The sequence below is a fragment of the Paenibacillus riograndensis SBR5 genome (assembly GCF_000981585.1).
Taxonomy (GTDB): Bacteria; Bacillota; Bacilli; order Paenibacillales; family Paenibacillaceae; genus Paenibacillus_AQ; species Paenibacillus_AQ riograndensis.
Genome location: NZ_LN831776.1, coordinates 3,954,296 through 3,980,424 on the forward strand (window position 1 = coordinate 3,954,296; position 26,129 = coordinate 3,980,424).

Consider the following 26,129-nt stretch of genomic DNA (forward strand, 5'->3'; position numbering starts at 1 on the left):
CTTAAGTTCACTCTATATAATATATAATGCTTAACAAGGACTGGCCCTGTGCAGTATGCTACACAGGGCCAGTCCGTTTTATATTGTTTAGGGAATTATGCAATCCCAAAAACAATGTGGATATCTTGCTAGCTTTAGATAACAAATCGATTTCTAGCCGCACCCAGTCCAATGATACCGAGTAGGGCAGAAGCGCAAGCCAATATCAGGAATGGAACGCTCCAGCTATGGGTGGCATCATGCAAGTATCCAATCAGTGCCGGGCCCATTGCGGCCAGCAGATATCCGATGGATTGGGCCATGCCCGATAATTCAGCCGCTTGATGGGCGCTCCGGGTACGCAAGCCAAAAAACATCATTGACAAGCCAAAGGCAAAACCCGACCCAATACCAAGAATAATAGTCCACAACAGAACCAGATGGATACTGCCATAGAGAAGTCCAAGTGTTCCGGTCAAAAGCAGAAGCGTTGTAATAACCACTAACAACCGTTGGTTACGCATGCGCCCGGCTATAACAGGAACGATGAACGAAAGGGGGAGTGAAGCTATAATCATAATTGAGAGAAACCAGCCGGATTGACTTGAACTAATGCCCTGGTCTTTTAGTATTTCAGGCAGCCATGCCACCAGCACATAAAAAATGGTTGATTGTAATCCCATAAAAAGAGTTACCTGCCAAGCCAACGGAGAGCGCCATATATTGACATGGTGGTCGTTCCCTGCGCTGCTGCTGGCAACAGCGGCTGATTTCGCCGGAGCCTTGAGCTGCGGTGCCCAAAAGAGGATGGAGATGACGCTAAGTATTCCCCATACTCCCAAAGCACCTTGCCAGTTCAAGCCTGCCCCCACAGCTAAGGGAACACTAATACCTGAAGCAATCGCCCCGCTTAGATTCATGGAAACACTATAAACCCCTGTCATTGTCCCCATTTGCAGCGGAAATTCCCGTTTAATCAGGCTCGGTAGTAATACATTACATATAGTGATAGCAAACCCCAGAACAGCGGTTCCAACAAACAAGGTTACCGCCCCGGATAACGAGCGAACAGCGATACCGATGACCAACAAAATAAGGGAAATCAGCATAATCCGTTCCACACCATATCTGCGTCCTAATTTTGGTACAAAAGGGGATAACAATGCAAATGCAATCAGTGGAACTGTGGTAATCAGGCCTGCTAAGGTATTCGAAATATGCACGTTCTCCCGGATAAGACCGACTAATGGTCCCACCGAGGTGAGGGGAGCACGCAAATTCGCTGCGATAAAAATAATTCCTGCGATCATGAACCAGATTCTCGCTTGCTTGCGGATACCGGTAGTGGATATTGCATCCTGTTTTTTTAACAATTGTTCTGATGAACTCATAAGGGTTCCTCCCGCGTTTTAAGTTAATTCATGGTCAATTTCATTCATGTGGAAGAAGTACCCTGATCACTACTTCATTTAGCACATTTTAGTACGGGCCTTTTCAATGTATAAACGAACTGCCTCCTCGGCTTGAGGGCAATCCCGATTGGCAATGGCTTGATACAGCAGGTCATGAGAGTCGTGATAAAAAGCATTTTTGAAGTCCTCTGTTTCCAAAACCATGTTGTGCAGTGCCTCGGTAATATGGTTGTACAAATTCCCCATCAATTGGTTATGTGAAGCAGCAATCACCATTTTGTGAAACTCGACATCCCAGTGGGCATAAGCTTTGAGATCCTGCTGGCCGGCTGCTTGTCTGCACTTGTCCAGACATGTCCGAATCGCCTCCAAATCTTCTTCGCTTCTCCTGGACGCAGCCAGGGCAGCAGCCTCTCTTTCCAATGCATATCGGACCTCCAGGCTCTCAAGCATATCGGTATGATTAATCACTTTTTCGATCACTGACCCCAAGACACTTGAGGAGCAGACATAGGTTCCGTCCCCTTGTCTGGTCTTCAGCAGCCCCGCATACGTTAAAGCCCGAATGGCTTCCCTCAAGGTATTACGGCTGACTTGAAGCTGTTCCATTAGCTCTGGCTCTGGAGGAATACGCATCCCTACCCGCCATTCGCCGTTTTCGATCTTCCCCTGGATTTGGTAGGCCACCTGTTCCACCAAGGTTAAACGTTGAGTTTGAGTTAACAACAGCATCACTCCTTTGCAAACGTAGGATGTTTGGTATTTTGGTGTCATTATAGCAGAATGATTTTAACTTGGAAAGAAAAAAATGATATTGATAATCATTATCACTTGTGATATATTGCTATTGTTTACTAGTGAACAATTAATAAACTGACACCGCATAAGCTCAGTTATTGCAAGAGGGGAGAGGATAGTCACCATTGGAGTTTTTGAAAAATATCAACGATGCGGGCTGAAGAAAGAAATGTGGAAGGGGAGTATCTGATAAATGACGACCTTAAAGATTGAGGACCTGAGATCCAGAATTGAAGGCAAAGAAATTTTAAAAGGACTTAACCTGGAGATTCATGGCGGAGAAATTCATGCCATTATGGGTCCTAACGGGACGGGGAAAAGCACCTTGGCTTCTGCGTTAATGGGCCATCCCAAATATGAGGTTACAAATGGCAGGGTAACGCTGGATGATGAAGATCTGCTGGAGATGGAGGTCGATGAGCGTGCCCGGGCAGGCTTGTTCCTGGCTATGCAGTATCCAAGTGAAATTGCCGGTGTGACGAACTCGGACTTTCTGAGAAGTGCGGTTAATGCACGACGCGGGGAAGGCAATGAAGTATCATTAATCCGCTTTATCCGCCAGATGGAAAGCAAGATGAAGGGATTGGAGATGAATCCTGAATTTTCACACCGTTATCTGAATGAAGGCTTCTCCGGCGGGGAGAAAAAGCGGAATGAAATTTTGCAAATGATGATGCTTGAGCCTAAGTTCGTCATTTTGGACGAGGTGGATTCGGGCCTTGATATTGATGCATTACGTATTGTAGCTAATGGTGTTAATGAGCTACGCAGTCCTGACAGAGGTTTTCTCATCATTACCCATTATCAGCGTCTGCTGAATTATATCACCCCGGATTTCGTGCATGTGATGATGCAAGGCCGTATTGTCAAATCCGGCGGTCCCGAGCTTGCCCATCGTTTGGAGGCGGATGGATATGATTGGGTGAAGGAGGAACTCGGCATCACGGATGAGGCGGCAGGGCAGGAGGCTTAAGAGGCCGGAAAGGGGGAAAAGACAGTGGAGGTACAAAATAGAGTTTCTGTAAATGCGGATGACTTGTGTGCCTGGTCAAGAGCCAAGGCTGAACCGCAATGGCTGCTTGAGCAACGTTTACAGGCACTTAAGCAGGCGGAAAATCTGAAGTTGCCAGAAGTGGAAAAAATGAAGCTTGAGCGTTGGGACATTTATGAGCATGGAGACTACAAAGCTGAGAACATGTGGCCTGGCCTGCAGGAGGCGCACGAGGCAGTCCACAGTCTGGTCAACTTCCCGGTGGAAGGCGGGCTGATCGTTCAGCATAACTCAGATGTAGTTTATAGCGAATTGTCAGCTGATTTGGCTGCACAAGGAGTGATTCTGACAGATCTGCATACAGCGGCGAGAGAGCATGGAGAACTGGTACAACGGTATCTCGGTCAGGCTGTGAAACCGGAAGAGCATTGGCTATCTGCTGTGCATAGTGCCGTATGGAGCGGCGGTGTATTTCTATATATTCCGGACGGAGTAGAGGTTGAGGTGCCACTACAGGCGATTTTTTATAGCAGCATGAGCGGGGCGCGTTTTGCACCGCATATCCTGATTGTGGCCGGAAACAACAGCAAGATCAGTTATGTAGACAATTGCATATCGGGCAGAGAGGATATCAAGGTTCTACATAATGGGGTGCTGGAAGTATTTGCAGGAGCAGGCTCCAAGGTGCAGGTTGCTTCGGTTCATCAGCTTGCTGCTCCTACAACGGACTTTACCCAGCGGCGTGCGGTTGTGCTTGCAGATGGAGCGGTAGAATGGATTATCGGGGAGATGAACAATGGCTATACTGCCTCTGATACCAAGACATTGCTCCAAGGCAATGGCTCTACCTCTGATGCCAAGGTGATAGCTGTAGGCTCGGGCTCCCAAAAGTTAAGCTATACAACTCAAGCCCAACATTTTGGCAGAAGCTCGGTGAGCCAGATGATTACACGTGCAGTTATGCGCGAAGAGGCTACGGCCATTATCAACGGGATTACCAAGATTGAAAAAGGCGCAACCCATTGTGATGGGCAGCAGACAGAACGAATTCTGATGTTGAGTCCCAAAGCACGCGGCGATGCCAACCCCATCCTTCTGATTGATGAAGATGACGTCACAGCCGGTCATGCTGCATCTGTGGGGCAAGTGAATGAGGAGCAGATTTATTACTTGATGTCACGGGGGATCTCCCGGAATGAAGCGGAATATCTTGTTATTTTCGGCTTCCTGGCTCCTGTCATTTCGGAGATTCCGCTCGAGGGAGTTCGCAGCCGCCTGCAGGATTTAGTGGAGAGTAAGCTGGGCAGATCACAGGAATTCAAATCATAGATCAAAGTAAGTTATTTGAAGGACAAAGGAGTGACATCAAATGGCTAAAAATGCACCTGATATGGGCGACTATAAATATGGTTTTCGAGACGGGCATCAGTCTGTTTTCCAATCAGGAAAAGGATTGACCCCGGAGATTGTGCGGGAGATTTCCCGAATCAAGGAAGAGCCGGAGTGGATGCTTGAGTTTCGTCTGAAGGCGTTGGAGCAATTCTACAAAATGCCGATGCCCCGCTGGGGAGCAGATTTGGATGGGCTTAATCTTGAAGACATTCAATATTATGTGCGCCCTTCGGAAAAGCAGGGAAAGACCTGGGAGGAAGTACCGGCTGAAATCAAAGCAACCTTTGACAAGCTGGGCATTCCCGAAGCAGAGCAAAAGTTCCTGGCGGGTGTGTCCGCTCAATATGAGTCGGAAGTGGTATATCACAGCATGCGGCAGGATCTGGAGGAGCAAGGTGTTGTTTTTCTGGATACGGATACCGCGTTAAAGCAATATCCCGAATTGTTTAAGGAATACTTCGGTACAATTATTCCCCCTGCTGACAATAAATTTGCAGCACTTAATAGCGCGGTGTGGTCTGGCGGAAGCTTCGTATATGTTCCCAAAGGGGTACAATGCGAGGTGCCTATTCAGGGGTATTTCCGGATTAACTCTGAAAATATGGGGCAATTCGAGCGGACGCTGATTATTGCCGATGAAGGAAGCTTTATCCACTATGTTGAAGGCTGTACTGCACCCATTTACAGCACCAGTTCCCTGCACAGCGGGGTCATTGAGATCATCTGCCGGAAGGATTCCCGTGTGCGTTACACGACCATTCAGAACTGGGCGCCCAACATCTACAATTTGGTGACCCAGCGGGCTGTCGCAGAGGAAAATGCCACGATGGAATGGGTAGACGGCAATATCGGCTCCAAGGTTACGATGAAGTATCCGGCGGTACTTTTGAAAGGGCGGGGGGCCAAGGGGTCAATATTGTCGATTGCCGTAGCCGGCAAGGAGCAGCATCAGGATGCCGGAGCGAAGGTCATTCACCTGGCTCCCGATACCACTTCCACGATTATATCCAAATCTATCAGCAAGCAGGGGGGCAAAGTCAGCTACCGGGGTTTGTCCAGCTTCAGCCGCAATTCCGCAGGTTCCAAGTCCAATATCAAATGCGATACGCTGATTCTGGATAACCTGTCGACATCGGATACAGTTCCTTATAATGAAATAAAAAACGACCAGATCACGCTGGAGCATGAGGCCACCGTATCTAAAGTATCCGAGGAACAGTTATTTTACTTAATGAGCCGGGGACTTACAGAAGAAGAAGCTACGCAAATGATTGTGATGGGCTTCATCGAGCCCTTTACAAAAGAGCTGCCGATGGAGTACGCGGTTGAGATGAACCGGCTGATCCAATTTGAGATGGAAGGAAGCATCGGTTGATTTGCTATATGGATTGAACTTAGTAATATACAAAAAAAGGGAGCGTGGCGGAGGGGAAGTTTGGAACTGTAGGAGCGGTAGCGTCCGCCTTTGTCTGCGGATTTCCACCGTGAACAGCGGTATACAATCAAGAAATCTGCAGATGGGCAGTGGCCGAAAGTCCAAACATTCTCTGGAGTCACGACCAATCCCGAAATAGAAAAATCACAAGTTCAATCTATATAGTTTATAAATCAAGCGTTTAGCTCTTTCTTTTTAAAGAAGTACGAGGTGTTATTAATGAAGAAAAAAAATTCGGGCATTTCAGAACTAACTCAAATTACCCGGGAGAAAAGGAAAGTTCAGTTCTATCTTAATATGCTGTTAGGATTGAGCGCGAGTTGCGGTGTGATGATACCTACAGAATCTATTTATTCGCTTCTAATGGAGCTTTCGGCTCAAGAGGCCTCTCTTATGCAAAAAGCAAAGGATCACTCGGACTATCCAGAATAAAGCAGACTTGAATTGACAGTTGGTAAAACAAAAAGAGGAGCTGGCATAATGGAGGAAAATGGAGTTTTATTCGATGAAGTATCGGAAGTGCTTCTCAAACTGCGTCCTTTCTTACTGCGTGATGGCGGAGATGCAGAATTGGTTGAGGTTGAGAACGGCGTAGCTAAATTAAGATTTTTGGGAGCCTGCAACGGTTGCCCAAGTGCAACGATTACGTTAAAAGCCGCTATCGAGCGCGCAATTCTTGAGGAAATCGAAGATATTAAAGAAGTTGTACAAGTATTTTAAACCCCTGAACCCGCAAAAAACCTTGTTTTTACAAGACTTTTTGCGGGTTCCTTCTTATCAAGCCCCAATGCGGTTGTCAGGCTGATAAATTTTACTTCATTAATATGAAATGCAAATAGCCATATCTTTAAATCATTGATATAATAGAAAACATTAGAATAGAAACATATATTCCCCGATAGCTGAAACTGAGCAGGATCTCACAGCCCATACTCCACCCTTCATGGGGCAGATATGGGTTTATGTTATTTTATGAGGGTGATCCATTGAAAGAGTTAATCATGGAGGTCATTGAGCGTAAATACGGTGCAGTGCGCCGGACGAGAACCAAACTGAAGCTTGAGAAGCTTGAGCAGGATATCATTGGCACCTATGAGTACCGTTCGGATTATGTGGATGCAGGCGGATTCTCCACGTTTCAAGCGGGGATGAAGGAGCTTTTGGCTGAAAAGTATCTAATCCCGCTGATCCGGCCAAAGAAATACAAGTCTTCTGCTCTGGATGAAGTCTATTGGCTGGCTGAAACGGCTTCCACTACGGGCGGCTGGAACGAGGCTTCCATGCTGCGGGTATTGGCTGCGCATCCGCTGAATCTTGACTATTACATCAACCATCCCGCTGAGCAGACGGTGCAAGTATGGGAATACATAGAGCGGATTTATACTTTTCTGCGGACCGCAGGGGAGCGGGAAATCATCACCCGGGAAGAACGCTCACTGGAGCTGTTCGATGATGAGAAGTTTCTGTCTGAAAAAGAAGGCGCCCAACTCCTAAAGAGACTGGGCATTACACTGGAGACACTCAAAGCAGTGACCGTTCGGGAACATTTTGAGTATTACCCAGAGTCTTTGCAGTCTGTGCGCAGTATCCTGATTTCAGAGAATCATTCTTTTTATGACTCTGCCAAAAGACTGATCAAAGCAGGCAAATCCGTTTGCGGCTTGCAGCCGGATATGCTGATTTACGGTGAAGGCTGGAAGATCGTCAGCAGCTTAATGTTTCTTGCGGAACTGGATGCGGACGCACAAGGGGCTTCAATTGGCTATGTTGGCGATATGGACAAGGCGGGCTGGGATATTTACGGAAACCTGAAGCTCAGCTATCCGCACCTAAAGCTGAACCTGGCGCTTACGGTTTATGAATATATGGCCAATTTTGCGAAACACACATACCCCTATGCAAATGAACAGAAATGCACCGCCCCCCACTTGGAGATTATGCTGCAAGAGGTGTCTGCGGTTCCCCGGCTGAAGCTGTGTATCAAGAGATTGTTAGAAGATAATAAGCGGATTCCCCAGGAAGTCCTAAACTACGAAGTGATGGCGAGGTTGGCGTGAAGCATGAACTGGAGTGATTTTGGAGAACGGAATAAACGGCTGAACCCCTTATGGACTCTGGGGGCAGGCATGAATCTCGGTGAACTGCAGCCCTATAAGGAGATGGTAGCGCTCAGCGTGCTGCTTCAGGTCTATTATCTGGAGCTGGAATCCAATGAGCAGAGGTCCAGGGAGGATATTGTGGAGTTGGCCTGGAGTTCACTGGAACGGTTCAATATTACGAAGCTGGGCACTGCCGAATCTGTGGAGCGGCTGGTGGATGGTCTGCTGTGGAGCGGAAGCGGCGGGGATTTTGAAGCCTACTATTATGATGATCTGTCCCGGCAGATGGCCGTGCAGAAATACAAATATTTTACGGTGGACGAGGATGCTACACGGACCAGCTGGGAAGAGAGCGGCAAAACCGTTTACCGGCTGTCGGAATATGCCATGGAGCTGATCTTCATGAGCCACGAGATTATTGAAGAATTTCAGATCAGCATCAAGCTGCTGGAAATTCAGATGCACATCAAGCATGGGCGGGTCACGCGCGCTATGCAGGATGTAGGCGAGCTGATCTCACGGGTGCGGAAGATGACGCAGCAGCAGCAGGAGTACCGCAATGCGCTGCGCCGGAATCCCAAGCATATGTTCAGTGAATACGGTGTGCTGCGGCATCGGCGGCTGGAGGAAATTCACCTGCAGTTTGACGAAGAGCGCAGGCATTTTGACAACATCCACCGATCGCTGGCCCGGCTCGCCAATGATGAGAAGGATGTTATCGACTTCAATGAGCTGCGCCAGCTCTCGGAGAGGGTCGAGCTGTCCAGACGAGTGCATGATGAGCTGGCTGAGGTGGTGCTGAGCATCTTTGAAGCGGAGACAAATCTGCGGCTGAATTTCCCTGAGCTATTCTGGGGAGCCGGGGGCTTTAATTTCCGCACGCATATCTGGGAGGAATGGGTGAAGGCCGAAGGGCTGCCGGATGCGGACAGCCTGGAACTGCTGATCGGCGGGCTGTTCACGCCCAGCCAGGATTTTATCTACCCGCTGGCCTGGGCATGGGAGGAGCAGGAGGTCGGCTTTTTGCCCGAAGATGTATTAGACGAGCCGGACGAAGCCGGTGAAGAAGAGAGCATCCCTTATACACCCAAGTCCATTCCCTGGTCAAGCGTTTCCGAGCTGTGGCTGCCCGTATTTAAAGGACTGGCGGAGAAAGGAAGCTTTACCTTCGCCGAAGAAGCATTTACGGAAGAGGAACAGCGCAAATGGTCGGGTACTCCGGATGCGGTTGATCTGTGGGCGCAGTTTTTCCATACGGAAATTACTGTCCAACCGCAGGATGCGGACAGCCAAGGCGGGGCGGCTGATGAGTGCCAGAAATTAATCCGGCATCTGCTGGCGGCAAATCCGGAGCTGGAGGTTCTCCGCGGCAAGGTGCTGCGGACAACGATTCAGGGCAGCCATCGCCCAAGCGTCACCTGGCCCGGTCTGGAAATGAGTCCTTATACCATAACTATCATAGAGAGGTGATGATTCAGCATGAACTATTCGCTAGAACAATTACAGCAGGCTTCGCGGCTGTTTTTTGACCTGCTGCGCCGGAAGGTGATTTCGCTGGATGATCCCGCAGCCGCTGAATGCCTTCAGGACAACGGAGCTTATGACGCCCTGCAGTACATGGCCAAGGAAGGAGGCTGCCGGATTATGAATTCCGGACACCGCCTGCACCTGCTGGTCAATCCGCTGGGCTCGGGTTTTGCCAGCAATTTCACACAACTCAGGAACAAATATTCACGGATTGAGCGCAAAACCCATTTACATATCATCAACATTATTATTCTGGTGTTCCTAGCCGAGATGGACCAGGATGAGCATCATTTCAAGCCCGGGCAGGACAGCATGTCCTATATTCAAATCTCAGATCAGGTATCCTCATTGTTTCAGGCATGGATGGAAATGGACAGCGAGGGCGGCTTCAGCAGGCAGTGGCGCCTGGATATCCAGGCGATGCACAAGGTCTGGACAAGCCTCTATATGCAGACCAAAAGCCAGGAGGAAGCTGATTCTCTTAGCAGAGGAGCCGGTTCCCGGATCGGATTGATTCATGAGGGCATGAAGCTGCTGGAGGAGGAGCATCTGGTCTTCATCTCGGAGAACGAGAAGCGGATTTTCCCGCGTGAAGAATTATATGAAAGAATGCGTTATCTGTACCATGATGTTGACCGTTATAAGGAACTGAAGGCACTGATCGGGCGTACCTTGACGGAGAAGGAGGGGGAAGCCCATGCCGCGCATTGAGCGAATCCGGATTACCGGACTGAAATATGAAAAGATGCTCAAAAAGTATGACGATATGGTTCTGGACCTCAGCAATGAGGATGGACCGGCCAACACACTGATTACCCTGATGAACGGCGGCGGCAAGGGTGTGCTGCTGCAATCGATTTTCCAGCTGTTGATTCCGAAAGCAGCCTGGGGTAAGGATAATGAGAACCAGGTTGAGGCTTTTTTCCATAATCACAAAAAACAGCTCAAGCCCTACACCTTCCACGTGGCCATTGAATGGCGCCTGGATAACAGCGACCGCAATGAGTACATGACCACCGGCATCGCGATGACGGCCCACAGCTCTGTGGACCAGCTGGAGATTAAGGTTGATTATCTGCTCTATGCCCTGCTCGACTATGAAGAACATGCTGAGCTTACACTTTCCACATTGCCGCTCTATGACATCGATGCCGGGGGTCCCGTGAGTTTCGAGAGCATTCAACAGTTTGTGCGGGACCACCGGGGGGAAATGGCATCCTTTGGAAGCCACAGCTCGGATCTGAAAAAATACTATAATTTCCTGGCAGAACGGGATATCCATATCGGCGAGTGGCGCAACATGCGGCGGATTAACGGTGAAGAGGGCGGGATTAAGGGCTATTTCCAGAAAAATGATGCCTTTACGAATCAGAATCTGTTCGAAAAGCTTATTATTCCCGAAATCGGCACCAGCTTGAACGAAGGCCTGCCTGAGCAGGAAGGCTCTCTCCAGAAAATGTTCATGGATGCGGCGATCGTTGCGCAGAGACTGCCGATGCTGGAGCAGCGCGAGAAGGCTTTTGCCGAGTTTACCGGGCTGGCAGCGCCGCTGCATGAGCTGGTGAAGCAGGGGACGGAAGCGGACCTGCACTACCGCGAAACAGAGCTGCTGGGACGGCAAATGTACACCGTGATCCATGACGAGCTGAAGACAGCCGAAGAGGGGCGCCGCAAAAAAGCGGACGAGCTGGTACAGCTCCATCAGGAGTCGCGGCAGCTGCGTTTTGAAGCGGATAACCTGAATTACCTGCGCAGCAAAGCGGAGGCCGACCGGAAGCAGGAGGATTTCCAAAAGATAAGCGATAATCAAATCCGCGCCCGCCAGCGTCTGGAAGATTCGAAAGCGAAGGAAAAGGAGCTGGAGACCGCCCATTATCTGGCCCGGCGGAAGCTTCAGCTCCGCCAGATGGAGCAGTGGCAGAAGGAAATTGAAGCCATCGAAGGGTCGCTTGAGATGAAGGAGCGCCAAGAGGTGGTTCAAGCCGCAAAAGAAGAGCTGCGCCAGCAGTGGGAGCAAGTGTACAAGCTGTGGCAGGGGCGGATTTCGGCGTTCAGCCGCCGCCAGCAATCCTTAAGCGCAGAGGAAGCTGCCCGCCGCAAGGAACGGGAAAGCTGTCTGCTGGAGCTGGGCGGCCTGGACAGCCGGATTCACGAGCTGACCGCCTCCATCCGCCAATATACGGAGGCGCTCGGGGTGTTCGCCGCCCGCCATGGGCAGGAAGCCGCCCATTCCCCGGCTGCATCGCTTCAGCGGGCCATCGCTGCGGCCAAAGGCTTCGCCGAGAATATCGCTGCGCTGAATGAACGGCGTAAGGCTGCGGATGAAGACCGCTTCCGGCTGCATACGAAGCATACCCAGGTCAGCGGGAAGCTCCTTGCCCATGAGCAGCAGGAGGGGGAGCTGCAGGAACAGCTGGATATTCAGCTGAACCGGGAATCGCAGCTCTGGTCACAGCTGGTCGTGCTGCTGGAGCTGTATGAAGAGCATAATAGGCTGGGCGCGACAGGCTTGTTCGAAGCGAAGGCTGTTGTGCAGGAGCGCTTCATCCGCAGGCTGGACGAAGCCGAGGCGCAGACCAAACGGCTACGAAGAGATTATTATCATCAATTGCTGGATGTTGAGCTGCAGCATGAAGCCTACTGGCTGCCGAACAGCGATCTGCTGACGGTGAAGGACAGGCTCGATGCGCTGAAGATCAGCTCGATGCTGGGCAGCGCCTTCCTGAACGATCAGCCTTATCTGATCCGTGAGGAAGAGCTGGACCGGCATCCGCTGCTGCCTTACGGTCTCATTGTTACTGAACGAGAGGCTGCCAAGCTGCAGCCGGGAATGCTGAAGGATCTGCTGCTCAAATCAGCAGTCCCGGTCTTCATCCGCGAGCAGATGGCGCAGCCTGCGGAGCAGCCCTTCCTGCTGCTGGGCGGACAAGGCCCGCAGATGGTGCTGCAGCCGGACCGTTTTCTGGAGTGGAAGCAGGGAATCTCTGCAAGACTCAAGGATCAGGAAGTGGAGCTGCAGGATGCGGAGGGATATCTGGCGAAGCTGAAATCCGCAAGACAGGAGTATGAGCGGTTGTTCCAGGGTGAGCATTCGATTAGCCTCAAGGGCAAGCTGAAAGCTCTGAACGGCTTGCAGAATGAGCTGCGCATAAGTTTGGGCGAACTGAATACCGAAATTAGCGAAAATGCAGCTGCAATTGGTGTGATTGTGCGGGAAATCTCCGAATGCGAAGCCGGCAAAGAGGAACACGAGGAGAAAGCGGCAGCGCTGCGCGAATGGAACGAACGGACCCATAAACAGGAACAGGACTATAAAGACAAGCAGAAGGCAGTTGACCGCAGAAGCGAGCTGAACAAAGAAATAACAGGCAAGGAACAGCAGCTGGCACAGCTAAAGGCCGAGCTGGACAGTACGTCTCTGGAACGGGAAAGGTGGGTTGGAGATACCCGGTATTCATTGTTCCCAAGGCTCCAAACCTGGTTCCCTGAGCTTGTCTACCCGGCCGGACTACAGGCTTCCTCGACCCAACATGCAGAGGATCAGCCGGAGTTCCCCCTTGATGCTTCCATTCAGGACAAACTGCTTCAGATCCTGAGTACTCTGGAGAGCCTTCAGCAATCCCTGAGCCGCAATGAGCTGGAAATCCGCACAAGGGCCGCACAGATCAAAGCAGCGGCTGAACAGCTGGCTGAGCTTGAAGCAGCCGTTCAGCAGATTGAGGCGAATTGGCGCAATGTGCCGGAGCCAAACGATACACCTGACGCGATCATGGCAGCCAGAACACGGCAGAAGAGCGACACTGGAATGCTGGACGAGGACTATCAGCTTGTCCGCGATTCCTTCGTCCGCTGTCAGACCGAGCTGGACCATCTGCAGAAGCAGCTGGCCAAAGCAGAGAAGGCGATCAAGGAAAAGCATGAGCGGGCTGTGGAGCTCTGGAATGAACCGCTGGACCCGAAAGAAGACGAGATCAGAGAACGGTCCCGTGAGAATGAGTATGCACTGAACAACTGTAAGCAGACCCTGGCTTCACTGGATCAATGGCTTCAGACACTTGCCAGCCAGAGCAAAGTCATGGAAACCCATGTGGAAGGGCGGCTGCAGCTGCGTGACATTCCTGAAGAAGTACAGCTGCGCACTAGAGAGGACTGCGAGCAGGCGGTGGCTGAATGGCTGCTGCGCAGCAAGGAAAGCCGCAGTGAACGGAGCGAAATTTCACGGAAAGTCAAGGAAGAGAAAACCTCACTCAGCGGCAAGATTGCCAAAGGCGGCTGGAATGCCGAGCTGGAAACCAAGATCCAGGAACGTCTGAACACCGTGCATTGGGAAGATTTCTCCATTGCGCTGCAGGTGCTGGACTCGATGCTCCAGAGCTCGCAGGATCAGATTGAGAGCATCCGCAGCGATAAGGAAGGCATGGAGCTGTCCCGCAAAATGTGGGTTGGCCGGGCTGCGAAGCGGGTAGTACAGATCGTTGACATTTTGAAGCGCATGGAACGCCGGATGATCATCCACAACGAGAACGGCCATGCGTTCCCGCTGGTGCGTTTGAATTATAAAAACATCAATGTGCCCAAGACAACCGAAGATATCGAACCGCTGGTGAGCGATTACTTCAACCGCTGCATCAGCAGCCTGCTGGAGAAATTTCCGAAGATCGAGCAGGTACCGGCAGCGGCGGTCAAGGATCTGATCAGCGACGGCAAGATTGTCTACGCCGCCCTGCAGAACCGCTTCCCGGTCTTGCAGGTCTATAAGCCGGTGACGGAGAATTATTTCCTCTATGCGGCTCCGGAGGAGTATCACTACTCTGATTGGGAAGTCATCAACCGGGGAGCATTGGACGAAGCGGTCGGCAGCGGCGGGCAGCGCCAGTCGGTCCAGCTGCTGGTGGCGATGATGATCATGACCCATAAACGGGTCAACCGCGAGAATAAAGGCTGGACGGTTTTTTTATATGACAATCCGTTTGGTGAAATGGTATCTAATAACGTGCTTGATCCGGTATTCGAAATCTCCAAGGCACTGCGCTTCCAGTGGCTAATCGTTACTCCGCCGGAGCTGGTGAAAAATGATGTTAGCGTCCGCTTCGGCGTCTACTGGCAGCTTTATTTTGGCGGTGAAAAGGGCGACATGCTGGAATCCACGCTCATAAAAGGCGGACGCAAGCTGATTCCGGCCTCACTGTTCTGATTATCGAATCCTATTATTGCAACCGATATAGAAGTTAGTCTCTATGTCAAGCCTGGGGGTACGTATGAAAAAAACTTTTAAATTGGCACTTATCGCCATGCTGCTCAGTGTACTGCTGCTGCCGTCGCTCAGCCTGGCCAAACCCGCCGTTCCCAAACATACCGCTTCGTTTTATGTGAATGATTTTGCCGATGTGATTGACACGAAAACCGAGAATTATATGGTCAACTATGGTGTGCGTCTGCATCAGAAGGATGGCGCGCAGGTCGTGCTGGTCACTGTGGATTCCACAAATGGCGTTTCGATGGAGGAATACGCAACTGCGCTTTTCAATTCATGGGGTGTAGGATCGGCGGACAAGAATAATGGTGTACTGCTGCTGATGTCCATCAAAGATGATGACTATTGGGCAGTTCCCGGCAAAGGCCTGGAGTCTACTCTGACCGACAGCAAGATCTCGAAGATTCTCTCTGCGTCGCTGGAGCCGGATTTCGCCAAAAAGGATTACAGCGCCGGGGCCCGCAAGACTTATGGCGCTTTGGTTCAAAGCCTGGGCGGGACCTACACTGAGACTGCAGGCTCCAAAAATTATGTCGCCGATAATGCCGGGGTCCTTCCAAAGGTTACAAAAGATTATTTGAATCAATCCGGCAACCGATATCAGCCTACGACCCGAAGCGGGGTGTACATTGTAACGGTGAAAAACTCCGGCAATCAAAGTCTGGAGGATTACACGTATGCCAAATTCGCTTCAGCGGGGGCAGGTCCAAATGATGTGATGCTGGTGCTGGATATCGGCGGTGACAACTATCATGCGCTGCAGGGAAAAAATATCGACGGCATACTCACTAATGACGTGATCAGCAGGATTCTGACTACCGAACTCGAACCGCAATTTGCCAAAAAGAACTATGCAGCCGGTGCAACAGCCGCGGCTAATGCATTTTACAGCTTTTTTCTGGCCCGGGCAGATCATGTGCAGGAGACTGCGGCCGCAGCGGCCAAGCCCGGCAGCCCCGCAGCTACAGCCGGACAAGCAGTGAAGACAGCTTCAAGTCCGGTTAAGATTGAAGAGTTAAAACCGATGTCCGTATCCAAAGCATTTACGATCATGGGTATATTTTTGATCATCATTCTTCTGATCAGTGTTGCTGCCTCACTGCGCAACCGGCATATTGCCCTTTTTGGCATTCCGGTGAACCCGCGCAGCCCGCGGAACGTCCGGCGTTACGGCACCTGGTACGGCCAGCCGGGCTACGGAGCGGGGAGCCGGTGGTACAACCGCCAGCACCGCCGCCGCAGACGGCCGGTGCCTCATCACTCCGGGAGCAGCTTCTGGGGAAGCAGCCCGGAGGATAGCAGCTACACCAACCACGGAGGTGGAGGCTTTTCCAGTGGCGGTGGAGCCGGGCGTTATTCATCCAGTACGGATGACGAGGATGACAACCACGGTGGCGGAGGTTCCAGCTACGGTGGCGGAGCGGGCCGTTATTCGTCGGACGACGACGATAACGACAGCGGCTCCTCCGGTGGCGGCGGCAGCGCAAGCAGCGGCGGGGGTGTGGGACGGCAGCATTAGATTAGAAAAAAATTATGGATTAGAGGACAGGGGAGCTGCTACGAAGCGGCTCCTTTTTTTCGTTTTGGAAATCTATTGCACTTTCTGCAGCAGATTTTAGGAAAAAGGTCTTTTTGAGCTCAATTCTTAGAATTCAATTGCATGAAATACAATAGATTGTCTTTTACCGGAGTTAGCGGAGCAATCTGTTGCACCAAATGTAATCACACTGAGCTCAAAGCAAGCCATATGAAGATAATCTTGCCTATCATTCAAGTGAGGAAGGATGGGTTCTTCTAAAACCTCAAGAAACAGTAAATAGTTTTCTTTGTCATCCCGGCTGTAAAAATCGCTATAGATTTTACATCTTCTATAGGATCGATTTTTTACAGAGGGGGGACTCAGCTTGCAGACCCAAGCAACCGCGACCAAGGAGAAAGAGAACACTTCGGGCAGCCATAAACCATACAGCAATCCACTGACGTTCGTACGGCCAGCCGCAACAAAGCTACCGGACCCGGTAGAGATCATCCGGCGTGTCCGTCAAAATCCGGCTTCTTTGAGCCGGGAAGACAAGCTGGCGCTTCAGCGTACCTTAGGCAACCGTGCCGTAGTTCAATTGTTATCCAGCCTGAAGGATGGGCCTAAGGATGAGAAGAAGACAGATAACTCTCCGGAGGCAAAGCCGGGCGGACAAGGACAGGGAAGCCCGGAAAATACTCCGGCTGAGCGGGAGCCTGCTTTTACGGACCCGGTTCAAGCGGCGCCCTCAGTCATCACGGAGCCGACTGTAAGTAAGCAAAGGCAGCCTCAGGAGCAGAAGCCGGAACCGGCACAAGCAAAGGCAGAGCCGCTTAGCGCTCAGACTGAACCGAAGGCACAGCAGAATGAAAAGCCTAGCAATATAGCAAAGGTCAGCTCTGCACTCAAAGAGCAGGGCAGACCTTTGGCGAAAAGTTCACCTTCGGGCGCTGAAGCGGGCAAAGGAAAAGCAGATGAAGAGCGGCCGGACGGAAAAGAGAAAGCAGCAGCTCCTCAGGCTACAGAAACTGGGAAAGCGCAAGTGGCCGAAGCCCAAGATGCGAAGAATGTGAACGAAGGCAAAGAGTCCAAGGGAGAAAAGGGCTCAAAGTCAGAAAAGAAATCCAAGGCAGAGGATTCCAAAGGGGAATCCGCACAGAAGGGAGCACCGAAGGAACCATCCTTGGGTGAGGCCTTGGGCGCATTGGCGGGAGAGGGGAAGGAAGAGCCGGCCAAGGCTAAGAAGGTGAACATCCACGGGGAAGATCCGGGGCAAATTCTCGATCAGCTGACCCATGTTCAGCCCACAGAGATCGGGGATGCCTATGCCCAGGCTGTGGATGTATCCGCAGGCGCATTAGCGAAGCAGAAGCAGAAGACCCAGCAGGGGCTGCCGGTCATTCCGACCCCTACGGGACTGAAGGGAAAAGTGCTGCAAGCCCGGAGAAAAATAGCGCCGCTGAAACATGACGTTCCGGACGGCTATAAGAGCGAACGGTCTGGCGGAAGCGCGCAACCAGGAAATCTTGGTCGAATGGACATCGGGTCTTCAGGATCAGACGGAAATCCGGAAGCCATGTTGGGCGAAATCCGTTCCGCTGCGGCGGTGCCGCCGGAAATCAGCATGACAGGCGAGGCGGACCCGTCCCAGCTTGAAGGCTTCAGCCAGGAGGCCTCCCAGCAGGTAGGAGCAGCCAAGCGGGCGGAGATGGACCAGATTAGCCATCCGTTTGGTGAAAATGACATCTATCCCGAGCCGGACGGCTCCACCCTGAAAGCCGCAGAACTGCAAGGAGGCCATGCCCCGGGAGCCAAAAAGCTGCCTGTGCTGGGAGTGCCGGCGGACATGACCGCCGGGCTGAATCACAGCCTTGCTCCGGAAATGAAGAAGCAGCTGGGGGCCAAGCAGGCTGAATACAGCAAGGAGAAAGCAGCGTTCGACAGCAAGGTGCAGCGCTCCAAAGCAGACAGCCACGCCCAAATCCAGCAGGCGGAGACCGAGGCCAAGGACAAGCAGCTTAGCCAGCAGGCCGGGGCGAAGGCGGAAGTGGATCATCTGCGCGGCGAATGGAAAAACGAGCTGGATGCGGCCGAAGCCGACTATGCCGGTCAGGCTGGAGCCGCAGCGCAGCAGAAAAAAGGCGAGATCAACAGCGTCCGGGCGGAAAAAGAGCGCGAAGCGCAGAAAAAGCAGTCCGAAGCTGAACGGGAAGCCACCCAGGCCTACAGCAAAGCCAAGAAGGAAGCCGACGGAAAACACGAGGAAGAAAAAGCGAAGGAAGAGAAAAAGGGCGGCTTCCTCGGCTGGGTGAAAGACAAGCTCGAAGCGGTGGTCGAAGTCGTTAAAAAGGCAGTTACCTTTATTTTCGAGGGCCTCCGAAAAGCGGTTAAGTTTATTTTTGACAAAGCCAAGCAAGCCGTGCTGGGCATTATTGAACTGGGCCGCAAGCTGATCACCACGCTGATTAAAGGCCTGGGAACGCTGCTCAAAAAGCTGGTTTCAGTTGTTTTTGCCAAATTCCCTGGCATCGCCGCCAAAATATGCAGCAAAATTGACGGAGTCGTTAACAAAGCGGTGAAGGCTGTCAACCAACTGGCGCAGAAGCTCAAAACCAAAGTCACACAGGTTATGGATTTCCTGGCCGCCAAGGTGGATCAGGCGCTGGCTGCGGTGCAGAACTTCTATACCAAGCTGATCTCAACGTTAGGCCATCTTCTCATTGCTACCTTTCTGGATGTGCTGTCACGGATTGGGGCGCTCGGCAAGGCGGCCAAGCGTTCGCTCAGCCATTTGGAAGGCAAGATGTGGGAATATCTGCTGGGTGTGGACATCTCCAAACCTATGGGGGCAGAAGCGGCTGAGGGCGGCGCTGCGCCACAGGCCCAGGAGGAAGGTCAGGCTGCGGACGAGAAGCTTACGGCAGACGACATCGAAATGGAGTCGGTGGAAGAAGGGGAGCTGGACCCGGCGCTGGTGCAGGAAGCGAACCTTAAGGATGGAGAAACGAAGCAGCTTCCAGGCAGCAGCAAGCCGGCTACGATGGACAGCATCATGGCGGATTTTGATACCGGAAAAGCGGAGCAAAACGTTGGCGGCAAAATCGCCGACGGCGCGAAGCTTCGTGCCAGCAATGCGAAAATGTTGTTTGACCAGATGAAAACGTATGTAATAAAATGGATGAAGAGTAATGGATTGAAGCTTTTGGCGGCCATCGCGGGGATATTGGCTGGCGTCGTCGCTGCCGAGATCCTCACAGGCGGGGCCATCACCGCTGCACTTCCGATGATTATGAACCTCATCACCCTGTATCTGCAAGCAGATGCGATCAAATCCGTCGCCCAGACCCTGGTCCAAGCCTCTGGTTATATTGGCACCTACCTGAGCCAGGGCTGGCAGAAAATGATCGAGCCTGCGGCAATCGCGCTCGCCACCGCACTTGCCATGGGACTGGTTGAGCTGGCGATGGAGCTCGGGTTCAAGGCGATTGGCAAAGGGCTGAACAAAGCCGGAAAAGCTGTAAAAAACAGCATCGGAGCCGCTAGTGCGGGAGTGAAGAAGGCAGCGGGCGCAGGAGTCAAAGGCATCAAGAGCCTGCTGAAATCCGGAGCCAAGCTTGCCTCCAAGAGCGGCAGCATGATCATCCGGAGCGGCAAAATCGTGATCAAGAGCCTGCAGAAAGGGCTCATGAAGGGGGCCAAAAAGCTCAGAGTCCTGCTGGACCGGGTTCTGCAGAGGTTTAAGTTTAAGAAGTTCGAGCTGGAGCGCAAAGGCAGACATGTTCGTCTTTACGGAATAGTCAACCCTCGGGTGTTACTGATTGACGGGACGATGCCGGACGTCGATGAGAAGCAAATAAAAGAGCTTGAACTCGATGGTAAGAAGCCTATAAAGCTCCGCAAAACTGATCATAGTAAACTGGAAAAGTTTGATGCTAAAGAGCTAGAGGCTATTGCTGAGCAAGCAGATGGAGACAAATCTAAACTTAATAGAATAACACGTGAAAGAAGCAAATTAGCCAACAAACTGGATACCACTGGTGAAATAAGTGAAAAGTTTGACTTGAAGCTTGCGAAAGAATATGAAAGAAAAATCGATAACACTAAAAATTTTAGTCATGATAAAGGTGACTTTGGTGAAGAGGTAGCAAAAATTGTAGCCAAAGAAAATAATTTGGGGGATGATGTTTCATCGATGTTCCAAACTGGTAGAAACGGTATTGATGGAACATTTTTATCACAAGGTCCGCCACCTAAGTTGACAATGATTGAAGCCAAAGCATCGGATGCAGCTATTTTTACCTATTCAAAAGAGCAGAAGTTAGGAGGGGATAAGTATTTTCAACGAATGATGAATAGTAGTGAGCCCAGGTATTCAGACTTTAGGGCAAAATACAATCGCTTAAAAAGGGAAAATCCGGGATTGGAGTTTGATTATATCAGGGTAGAATCTGATATCAAAATAACTAAAACTGGATTTGGGATAGATGAATTGAAAATAAAAGTTTGGAGCGAAAATTAAGGAGGACATAATGCTTAATCAAAAAAAAATAGAAATGGCATTTAAAAAGTACAAAAAAAACTTTGTAAACGGGATGATTTTTGACAAGAGCAAAGCTGAATATGAGGAGAACAAAAGTGAAGTAATCAGTATTGTTGAATCAAGTAATAAAGAGAAGGATCACATCCTATTAATCGATTTAGAGTCCATTTACTCATATCACCTGTCAATGTGGAAGAAGGAGGTACTAATTAATGGTAGCAATAGATTAGACGAATTAAAGCAGATGCAACTCACATTGTTTTATCAATGTATGGCCCAAGATCTTTATAAAATTCGTTATCCTCATATGATGGTGGATTATTCCTTTATGGTAGTAATTTCAACCTTAATTCATTTTACAATGTATGGTTGGGAAAAGGAGGAAAACATACTATTTGACTTTATTATTGAACGTTTAGGGCAAAATACGATGTCCGCCAACGATTGGAACAAGCATACATGGTTTTTGCTGGAACTCTATCTGCAATACAGAGATAAGACCATTTATGGAACCAATCAAAATTTACATGTTACTGTAAAGGAGAAATTAATTATTTCGGAATTGAAAAATGCTTTAATACCGGAAGATCTGGACATTTACGCTGAAGTGCTTGAACGGTGGTCAACACCGGACGGGGAAGAGGTCGCTGCTTTGATAAATAAAATGATCATCTATCACTCTAACCTCGCCTCGGAGTTAGGAACGTCAATTGAATTTGGTGATTATAGATATGGCTTCTATCCTTATGAAATTTTGTTTCTTATACACATAAGGAAAAAACTGAGTCTGCCGGTTCCTGAACATTTTGACGACTTATTGATGAATACACCGGAGGCCAAAATGGTGATTGAAGATCCTGAAGCTTATCCAGCAAAAGATCCTATGCTTGAGCTAATAGATAACTTTTATCGCAACAATTATCCTGAGTATGTTCCGAAACAGTACAAAGAAAAACTGTTTCAATAAATGATGCGGAGGAAATCAACATGTTTGATGAAGGTGTCTTACAGCTATTATTTGAGGACAGGAAGGATATAGAAGCCATATTAGATGATCCAGAGGCATTTAATTTATATGAGAGCATGCTAAAATATGGACTGTCTACTCAGAAATTTCTGTATCTTGACTACAGAGGCGAGCAGGATAATGAGATGGTGAATTATATTTTAGATTATGAATTCGCACGTGGGATTGAAGTAGCTTCACAAGATGAGCTTGAAGAGCTGGGAGAATTTGAGTACGCATTTCTACCTGAAAAGGTAAGAGAAGCTAATAAGTTATTATCACAAAAGGGATATGGATTATTTTCTTTTCCAACCTCAGGTGACTTTTACGTACTCTTTATTACCAAGCTGGAGAGCAAAACGAGATTACTTCAAACTGAGATTCTTGCCGATGAAGAATTACCGTCAAGCGAAAGATTTATAAAGTATTACTACTAGATGACAAAACTAAATGGGCAAAGATCAACTTACATTTCATATTCATAAATTTAGAAAGGTCGAGTAGGGTCATATGACTAAATAATCGACCTTTTTATTTATTTAATAGTATTAAAACATACTTCATTTGATGGTTCAGGATTATGTGTTACAAAGGCAGCTAAGATAATTAATTTGAAAATTGAGCATATTCATAATTTTTTTTAAATCCATTCAGGAGGCAAGATACCAAATATTTCATTCAAAGATATAGAAGAATGTTTATTCAAAATGGGGCAGCCCCATTGAGAAGTTATCTTTTCTGAAGTGGAAATTATTGAAGTAGAGAGGCATTATAAAATTTCTTTTCCGGAAATATATAAATCCTTTGAGCTGAAATATGGTAATTCTAAATTTGAGCATGGCATTATTTACCGGCCACAAGAAATAAATCCATTTACAATGAAAAACGGTTCAAATTCGTTTGGTTCATTTTTTGGTTTAGACGGTGGCATTGACGATATACGAAATAAAATAAAACAGTACTTATTAGAAAGCCCTGAACTCGCTCAAAAATTTACTAAATCCGAGATAGCTCTATTAAAAGAAGGAAAAGTACCTAAAACTTTAACCTGGCATCATCATCAGGATTCAAACAAAATGCAAATTATAGATTACTTTGAGCATCAAGTTTCAGGCCATACAGGAGGTAGAGCTATTTGGGGTGGAGGAAGGAGTGGGAGAAAAGGTAGTATTAAAAATAAAATATTGGAGATGTTTGTATGGGAGTAAAAAGCTGGCTTTTTTATGAAGAGCTACTTGACGATACGATAATTACCTCAGTAGAAAACAATTTTGGTATCGTATTTCCAAGCGATTACAAGAAATGTGTTGAAATGTATAACGGAGGTTATCCAAACCCTAACTGTTTCGATATGGACAATGGTGAACAGGGAATTCTTAATGATCTTCTAAGCTTTATAGATAGTGATTTAAATATTATGATGTTCTATAATTTTGCAGAAGAATCATCAATTGATGGACTTGTTCCTTTTGCAAGAGATCCGTTTGGAAATCTGTTGTGTTTTGATTATCGTTTGAATAAGACGTCTCCCCAAGTTATATTTTTTGATCATGAGGAGGCAGGAGAGGAAGCTGTAATTCCTGTTTGCAGTACATTTACAGAATTATTGGATGGATTATATTCTATAAAATAGTGGTGAAAGGATGAAAACTGAATTTGAATTCTCATTTGAACCGATTACAGAACAGGAATTAGCTGCCTTTGAAGCAAAGTATGGGCTTACTTTACTAATGATTATAAAGAGTTTCTAAAATTTCATAATGGTGGTAAAACTGTTCTGAGAAGATTTGAAACTTTAGATAAGGTGGTAATCTCTTCAATTATGCTTTTTTTTCCACTCAACACAAAAGAAGAGTATATTTTTGTGATTTAAGTCATTTAGATGAAGATAAAGGGTTAATCCCTGAGTTAATTAGGTTAACATCATTTAGCTTTGAAGGATTTTTGCAAGCTCTATATAAAACAGAGTGACATTTTGAATAATCCAAAAGAAAAGCCACCCCGATCCGGCGCACGAGGGTGGCTTTTCGATTTCTTCTTTCTCCACAATAACTCTATCAAAAATTCTCTCCCCACACAGTTGTAATCCCTCTCTAATGGACTGCACCATGGCGGACCTACAGACAAGCGGAGCAAAGCCTTAGCGGCAAAATCGCCGACGGCGCGTTGCTATACGCCAACAATGTGAAAATGGTGTTTGACCCGTTTAAATCGCATCTAATAAAATGGATGAAGAATAATGGATGGAAGCTTTTGGCTGCCATCGCCGGATTGGCAAGGGCTGAACAAAGCCGGAAAAGCCGTAAAAATCAGCACCGGAGCCGCGGGTGCGGGAATGTAATTTTAGAGCTAAGTACTGGAGAAAGAGAGCTAAGGAAACTACAGTTACTAAGCATGATGATTTTATACTCTGGAGGGATAAAAATGATTTATGAAAAGCTAAAAAGTTTAATTCAAGAAAATTTTGACGAGGGCGATTTTACGGGTGGAATCACTGCAGAAGAAGTGATAAAAATTGAATCCGCCTTAAATGTTGAATTCCCACAAAGCTACAGATGGTTCTTGAAAAACTATGGTTCGGGCGGGCTGTTTGGCGTAGATATACTTGGTTGTGGTAAATCTAGTCCTTCTGTTGTTTCAAAAACAGAAAAACTTCGAAATCTTGGAATGCCGTATGGCTACATTGTCATTGAGGATTGTGAAGAGTTTTTTTATTGCCTTGATACTACTGATATTTCGAATGGGGAGTGTTCTGTAATATCTTGGGATAGAATATCAGGGTTTAATGGAATACGTGCCGACAATTTTTATAAGTTCTTGTTCGAAAGACTTAGTGACGCTAAAGAGAATTGGGAGGAAGACTAGGAATGTTGATTAATAGAGATGATAACTTCAGAAAAGCAGATGAATTGTTGGCAAAAGAATGGAATGTATCTTGGAAGGAAGTAAAGAATTGGAGAATAAAAAATAAATTATTGGAGGGAGTGAACTAAGTGTCACAAATCGAACATCAAGTTTTTGGTGTACTGAATTATGACTATGGATGGAAAAAAATATTCTAATAACAATGTTTGGACATGAAAAATTGTTGGCACTTTCGATTGATGCTGAGTTTGAAGATGCTCAAATAATTGCTTATAAATTTTTCTTTAGAAACATGAATGAATTATTAATGAATGCGGAGGATGAAATTTTAAAATATTATTTAGAAGTTATTGAGGAATATAGAGAAAGACTTGGGGAAAAGTTTGCTGATAAAATGGCTCCTGTCATCTCAAATAAGGAAGAACTATCCAAGTTGATCGAGCCGAAGCGATTATTATTCCCAATGGTATTTGATGAAAGAGTTAGACAAGTTGGTTTATTACTTGAATCTACTTGGGAACCTGAGCATGGTCTTGCTGTAAAATTTGAAGATGAAAAAATAGTAGAAGTAGGGTATCAGGATATAGTTCTCTAAGGGTTCATAAAAAACGTAATAATTTTAAAAAGAGGTCCATTGACTGAATAATCGAACATCGGAGCCGCCGGTGCGGGAGTAATGATGTAAAAACAATCCAACTTGTTCCATCAGAAATTAAAATCTGGGCACCTTGGTGGAGTAGGAGAGATAAATGCAGGGGCGTTTGAACCCGGAGGATTCGCCAATGAATAAGGAGGGGACTTTAAAATGAAAATAAATGATGCAATTTTTGGTGAACTTGAATATGAGTATGGTTGGATTAAAGATACCACGATTGATTTTTGTGGGAAAGAATCTGAGATATCGATAATGATAGATGGCGAAGAAGATGGTGAAATTGATGAAGAACAATATGAATCATATACTTCATTGATGCAAAATTGGGATCAATTACAGCAAGGCTTTTTACAAGCAATTTTAGATTATTATATACAAAAGAGACATGAACTCGGTTACGATGTGGAAGTTAACGAGAATTATCCGTTAATTGAGACAATCGATAAATTATCAGAAAAAATAACTTTAGTTGGAATTACCGTTCCCTTTGCAGATTGTTTTGAAGGTAGAGATATTGGACTTAACTTTGACTGCATTTGGGATATTGAAAATGGTTTAGGACTTCGTCTCGTAAATGAAAAAATAATTAATGTAGGTTATCAGGATGTTGCAATTTAATACCCGTAAATTTTGGTTATTTGTCTCTACGTACAGTAA

General features: G+C 48.0%; 21 protein-coding genes and 1 pseudogene. 20 read left to right on the top strand and 2 right to left on the bottom strand.

Annotated elements, in window-relative coordinates; all coding sequences use genetic code 11:
- Positions 1–134: 134 nt before the first annotated feature.
- Positions 135–1,370: a CynX/NimT family MFS transporter gene (locus tag PRIO_RS16520; protein WP_020430275.1), complete on the bottom strand. Its 1,236-nt coding sequence runs from the start codon at positions 1,368–1,370 to the stop codon at positions 135–137.
- Between the two features lie 78 nt (positions 1,371–1,448).
- On the bottom strand, positions 1,449–2,117 hold the full coding sequence (locus PRIO_RS16525; protein ID WP_039789838.1) for a FadR/GntR family transcriptional regulator: 669 nt from the start codon (positions 2,115–2,117) through the stop codon (positions 1,449–1,451).
- Between the two features lie 265 nt (positions 2,118–2,382).
- Between PRIO_RS16525 and sufC the strand changes: the two genes are divergently transcribed.
- The 20 genes and pseudogenes from sufC to PRIO_RS16620 all read left to right on the top strand — a co-directional run bounded on the left by sufC (position 2,383) and on the right by PRIO_RS16620 (position 26,090).
- Positions 2,383–3,162 (top strand): Fe-S cluster assembly ATPase SufC, encoded by a 780-nt coding sequence (sufC, locus tag PRIO_RS16530; RefSeq protein WP_046503547.1) that lies wholly within the window; start codon positions 2,383–2,385, stop codon positions 3,160–3,162.
- 24 nt (positions 3,163–3,186) lie between these two features.
- On the top strand, positions 3,187–4,509 hold the full coding sequence (gene sufD, locus PRIO_RS16535) for a Fe-S cluster assembly protein SufD (RefSeq protein ID WP_020430287.1): 1,323 nt from the start codon (positions 3,187–3,189) through the stop codon (positions 4,507–4,509).
- A gap of 40 nt (positions 4,510–4,549) precedes the next feature.
- Positions 4,550–5,947 carry a Fe-S cluster assembly protein SufB gene (gene sufB, locus PRIO_RS16540; RefSeq protein ID WP_046503550.1) on the top strand — a complete coding sequence of 466 codons (1,398 nt, stop codon included), beginning with the start codon at positions 4,550–4,552 and terminating at the stop codon, positions 5,945–5,947.
- A gap of 279 nt (positions 5,948–6,226) precedes the next feature.
- Positions 6,227–6,439, top strand: a complete 213-nt coding sequence (locus PRIO_RS16545; RefSeq protein ID WP_046503553.1) for a hypothetical protein — start codon at positions 6,227–6,229, stop codon at positions 6,437–6,439.
- A 48-nt stretch (positions 6,440–6,487) separates the two neighbouring features.
- Positions 6,488–6,727, top strand: coding sequence for a NifU family protein (locus PRIO_RS16550; protein WP_020430291.1), 240 nt, complete (start codon positions 6,488–6,490; stop codon positions 6,725–6,727).
- A gap of 266 nt (positions 6,728–6,993) precedes the next feature.
- Positions 6,994–8,064 (top strand): Wadjet anti-phage system protein JetD domain-containing protein, encoded by a 1,071-nt coding sequence (locus PRIO_RS16555; RefSeq protein ID WP_046503556.1) that lies wholly within the window; start codon positions 6,994–6,996, stop codon positions 8,062–8,064.
- Between the two features lie 3 nt (positions 8,065–8,067).
- A complete protein-coding gene (locus tag PRIO_RS16560; protein ID WP_046503558.1) occupies positions 8,068–9,576 on the top strand; it encodes a hypothetical protein in 1,509 nt (502 codons plus the stop codon).
- Positions 9,577–9,585: 9 nt separating this feature from the next.
- The gene (locus tag PRIO_RS16565) at positions 9,586–10,344 is read left to right on the top strand and encodes a DUF6063 family protein (RefSeq protein WP_020430300.1); all 759 of its coding nucleotides are present in this window, start codon (positions 9,586–9,588) and stop codon (positions 10,342–10,344) included.
- On the top strand, positions 10,331–14,827 hold the full coding sequence (locus PRIO_RS16570) for a coiled-coil domain-containing protein (RefSeq protein WP_046503561.1): 4,497 nt from the start codon (positions 10,331–10,333) through the stop codon (positions 14,825–14,827). Before PRIO_RS16565 ends, PRIO_RS16570 begins: the two co-directional genes overlap by 14 nt.
- A gap of 64 nt (positions 14,828–14,891) precedes the next feature.
- Positions 14,892–16,406, top strand: a complete 1,515-nt coding sequence (locus PRIO_RS33925; protein WP_052741472.1) for a TPM domain-containing protein — start codon at positions 14,892–14,894, stop codon at positions 16,404–16,406.
- Positions 16,407–16,791: 385 nt separating this feature from the next.
- Positions 16,792–20,925: a hypothetical protein gene (locus tag PRIO_RS34400; protein WP_063850479.1), complete on the top strand. Its 4,134-nt coding sequence runs from the start codon at positions 16,792–16,794 to the stop codon at positions 20,923–20,925.
- Between the two features lie 10 nt (positions 20,926–20,935).
- Positions 20,936–21,913 (top strand): hypothetical protein, encoded by a 978-nt coding sequence (locus PRIO_RS16590; RefSeq protein WP_046503564.1) that lies wholly within the window; start codon positions 20,936–20,938, stop codon positions 21,911–21,913.
- A 20-nt stretch (positions 21,914–21,933) separates the two neighbouring features.
- Entirely contained in the window at positions 21,934–22,389 is a 456-nt protein-coding gene (locus PRIO_RS16595) for a DUF6630 family protein (RefSeq protein ID WP_046503567.1), read from the top strand.
- A 306-nt stretch (positions 22,390–22,695) separates the two neighbouring features.
- Positions 22,696–23,160 (top strand): HNH endonuclease, encoded by a 465-nt coding sequence (locus tag PRIO_RS16600; protein WP_231869697.1) that lies wholly within the window; start codon positions 22,696–22,698, stop codon positions 23,158–23,160.
- The gene (locus PRIO_RS16605; protein WP_046503570.1) at positions 23,151–23,585 is read left to right on the top strand and encodes an SMI1/KNR4 family protein; all 435 of its coding nucleotides are present in this window, start codon (positions 23,151–23,153) and stop codon (positions 23,583–23,585) included. The genes PRIO_RS16600 and PRIO_RS16605 overlap by 10 nt, the downstream gene beginning before the upstream one ends.
- Positions 23,586–24,346: 761 nt before the next feature.
- A complete protein-coding gene (locus PRIO_RS16610) occupies positions 24,347–24,817 on the top strand; it encodes an SMI1/KNR4 family protein (protein ID WP_231869698.1) in 471 nt (156 codons plus the stop codon).
- A 2-nt stretch (positions 24,818–24,819) separates the two neighbouring features.
- Entirely contained in the window at positions 24,820–24,945 is a 126-nt protein-coding gene (locus PRIO_RS37210; protein WP_269451249.1) for a hypothetical protein, read from the top strand.
- A 50-nt stretch (positions 24,946–24,995) separates the two neighbouring features.
- A complete protein-coding gene (locus PRIO_RS16615) occupies positions 24,996–25,412 on the top strand; it encodes a DUF6985 domain-containing protein (RefSeq protein WP_231869699.1) in 417 nt (138 codons plus the stop codon).
- A gap of 80 nt (positions 25,413–25,492) precedes the next feature.
- Positions 25,493–25,607, top strand: a pseudogene (locus PRIO_RS37605) (HNH endonuclease); the annotation flags it as partial.
- Between the two features lie 15 nt (positions 25,608–25,622).
- Entirely contained in the window at positions 25,623–26,090 is a 468-nt protein-coding gene (locus tag PRIO_RS16620) for a DUF6985 domain-containing protein (RefSeq protein WP_046503576.1), read from the top strand.
- The last annotated feature ends 39 nt before the right edge of the window (positions 26,091–26,129 follow it).

Excerpts from the sequence above, each read along its gene's own strand:
- PRIO_RS16560 (WP_046503558.1), top strand. The coding sequence starts at position 8,068 with ATGAACTGGAGTGATTTTGGAGAACGGAATAAACGGCTGAACCCCTTA.
- PRIO_RS33925 (WP_052741472.1), top strand. The coding sequence starts at position 14,892 with ATGAAAAAAACTTTTAAATTGGCACTTATCGCCATGCTGCTCAGTGTA.
- PRIO_RS16570 (WP_046503561.1), top strand. The coding sequence starts at position 10,331 with ATGCCGCGCATTGAGCGAATCCGGATTACCGGACTGAAATATGAAAAG.
- sufC (WP_046503547.1), top strand. The coding sequence starts at position 2,383 with ATGACGACCTTAAAGATTGAGGACCTGAGATCCAGAATTGAAGGCAAA.
- PRIO_RS16605 (WP_046503570.1), top strand. The coding sequence starts at position 23,151 with ATGGGAGTAAAAAGCTGGCTTTTTTATGAAGAGCTACTTGACGATACG.
- PRIO_RS16550 (WP_020430291.1), top strand. The coding sequence starts at position 6,488 with ATGGAGGAAAATGGAGTTTTATTCGATGAAGTATCGGAAGTGCTTCTC.
- PRIO_RS37210 (WP_269451249.1), top strand. The coding sequence starts at position 24,820 with ATGTTGATTAATAGAGATGATAACTTCAGAAAAGCAGATGAATTGTTG.
- PRIO_RS16590 (WP_046503564.1), top strand. The coding sequence starts at position 20,936 with ATGCTTAATCAAAAAAAAATAGAAATGGCATTTAAAAAGTACAAAAAA.
- PRIO_RS16595 (WP_046503567.1), top strand. The coding sequence starts at position 21,934 with ATGTTTGATGAAGGTGTCTTACAGCTATTATTTGAGGACAGGAAGGAT.
- PRIO_RS16565 (WP_020430300.1), top strand. The coding sequence starts at position 9,586 with ATGAACTATTCGCTAGAACAATTACAGCAGGCTTCGCGGCTGTTTTTT.
- PRIO_RS16545 (WP_046503553.1), top strand. The coding sequence starts at position 6,227 with ATGAAGAAAAAAAATTCGGGCATTTCAGAACTAACTCAAATTACCCGG.
- PRIO_RS16520 (WP_020430275.1), bottom strand. The coding sequence starts at position 1,370 with ATGAGTTCATCAGAACAATTGTTAAAAAAACAGGATGCAATATCCACT.
- sufB (WP_046503550.1), top strand. The coding sequence starts at position 4,550 with ATGGCTAAAAATGCACCTGATATGGGCGACTATAAATATGGTTTTCGA.
- PRIO_RS16615 (WP_231869699.1), top strand. The coding sequence starts at position 24,996 with ATGGAAAAAAATATTCTAATAACAATGTTTGGACATGAAAAATTGTTG.
- PRIO_RS16620 (WP_046503576.1), top strand. The coding sequence starts at position 25,623 with ATGAAAATAAATGATGCAATTTTTGGTGAACTTGAATATGAGTATGGT.
- PRIO_RS16610 (WP_231869698.1), top strand. The coding sequence starts at position 24,347 with ATGATGATTTTATACTCTGGAGGGATAAAAATGATTTATGAAAAGCTA.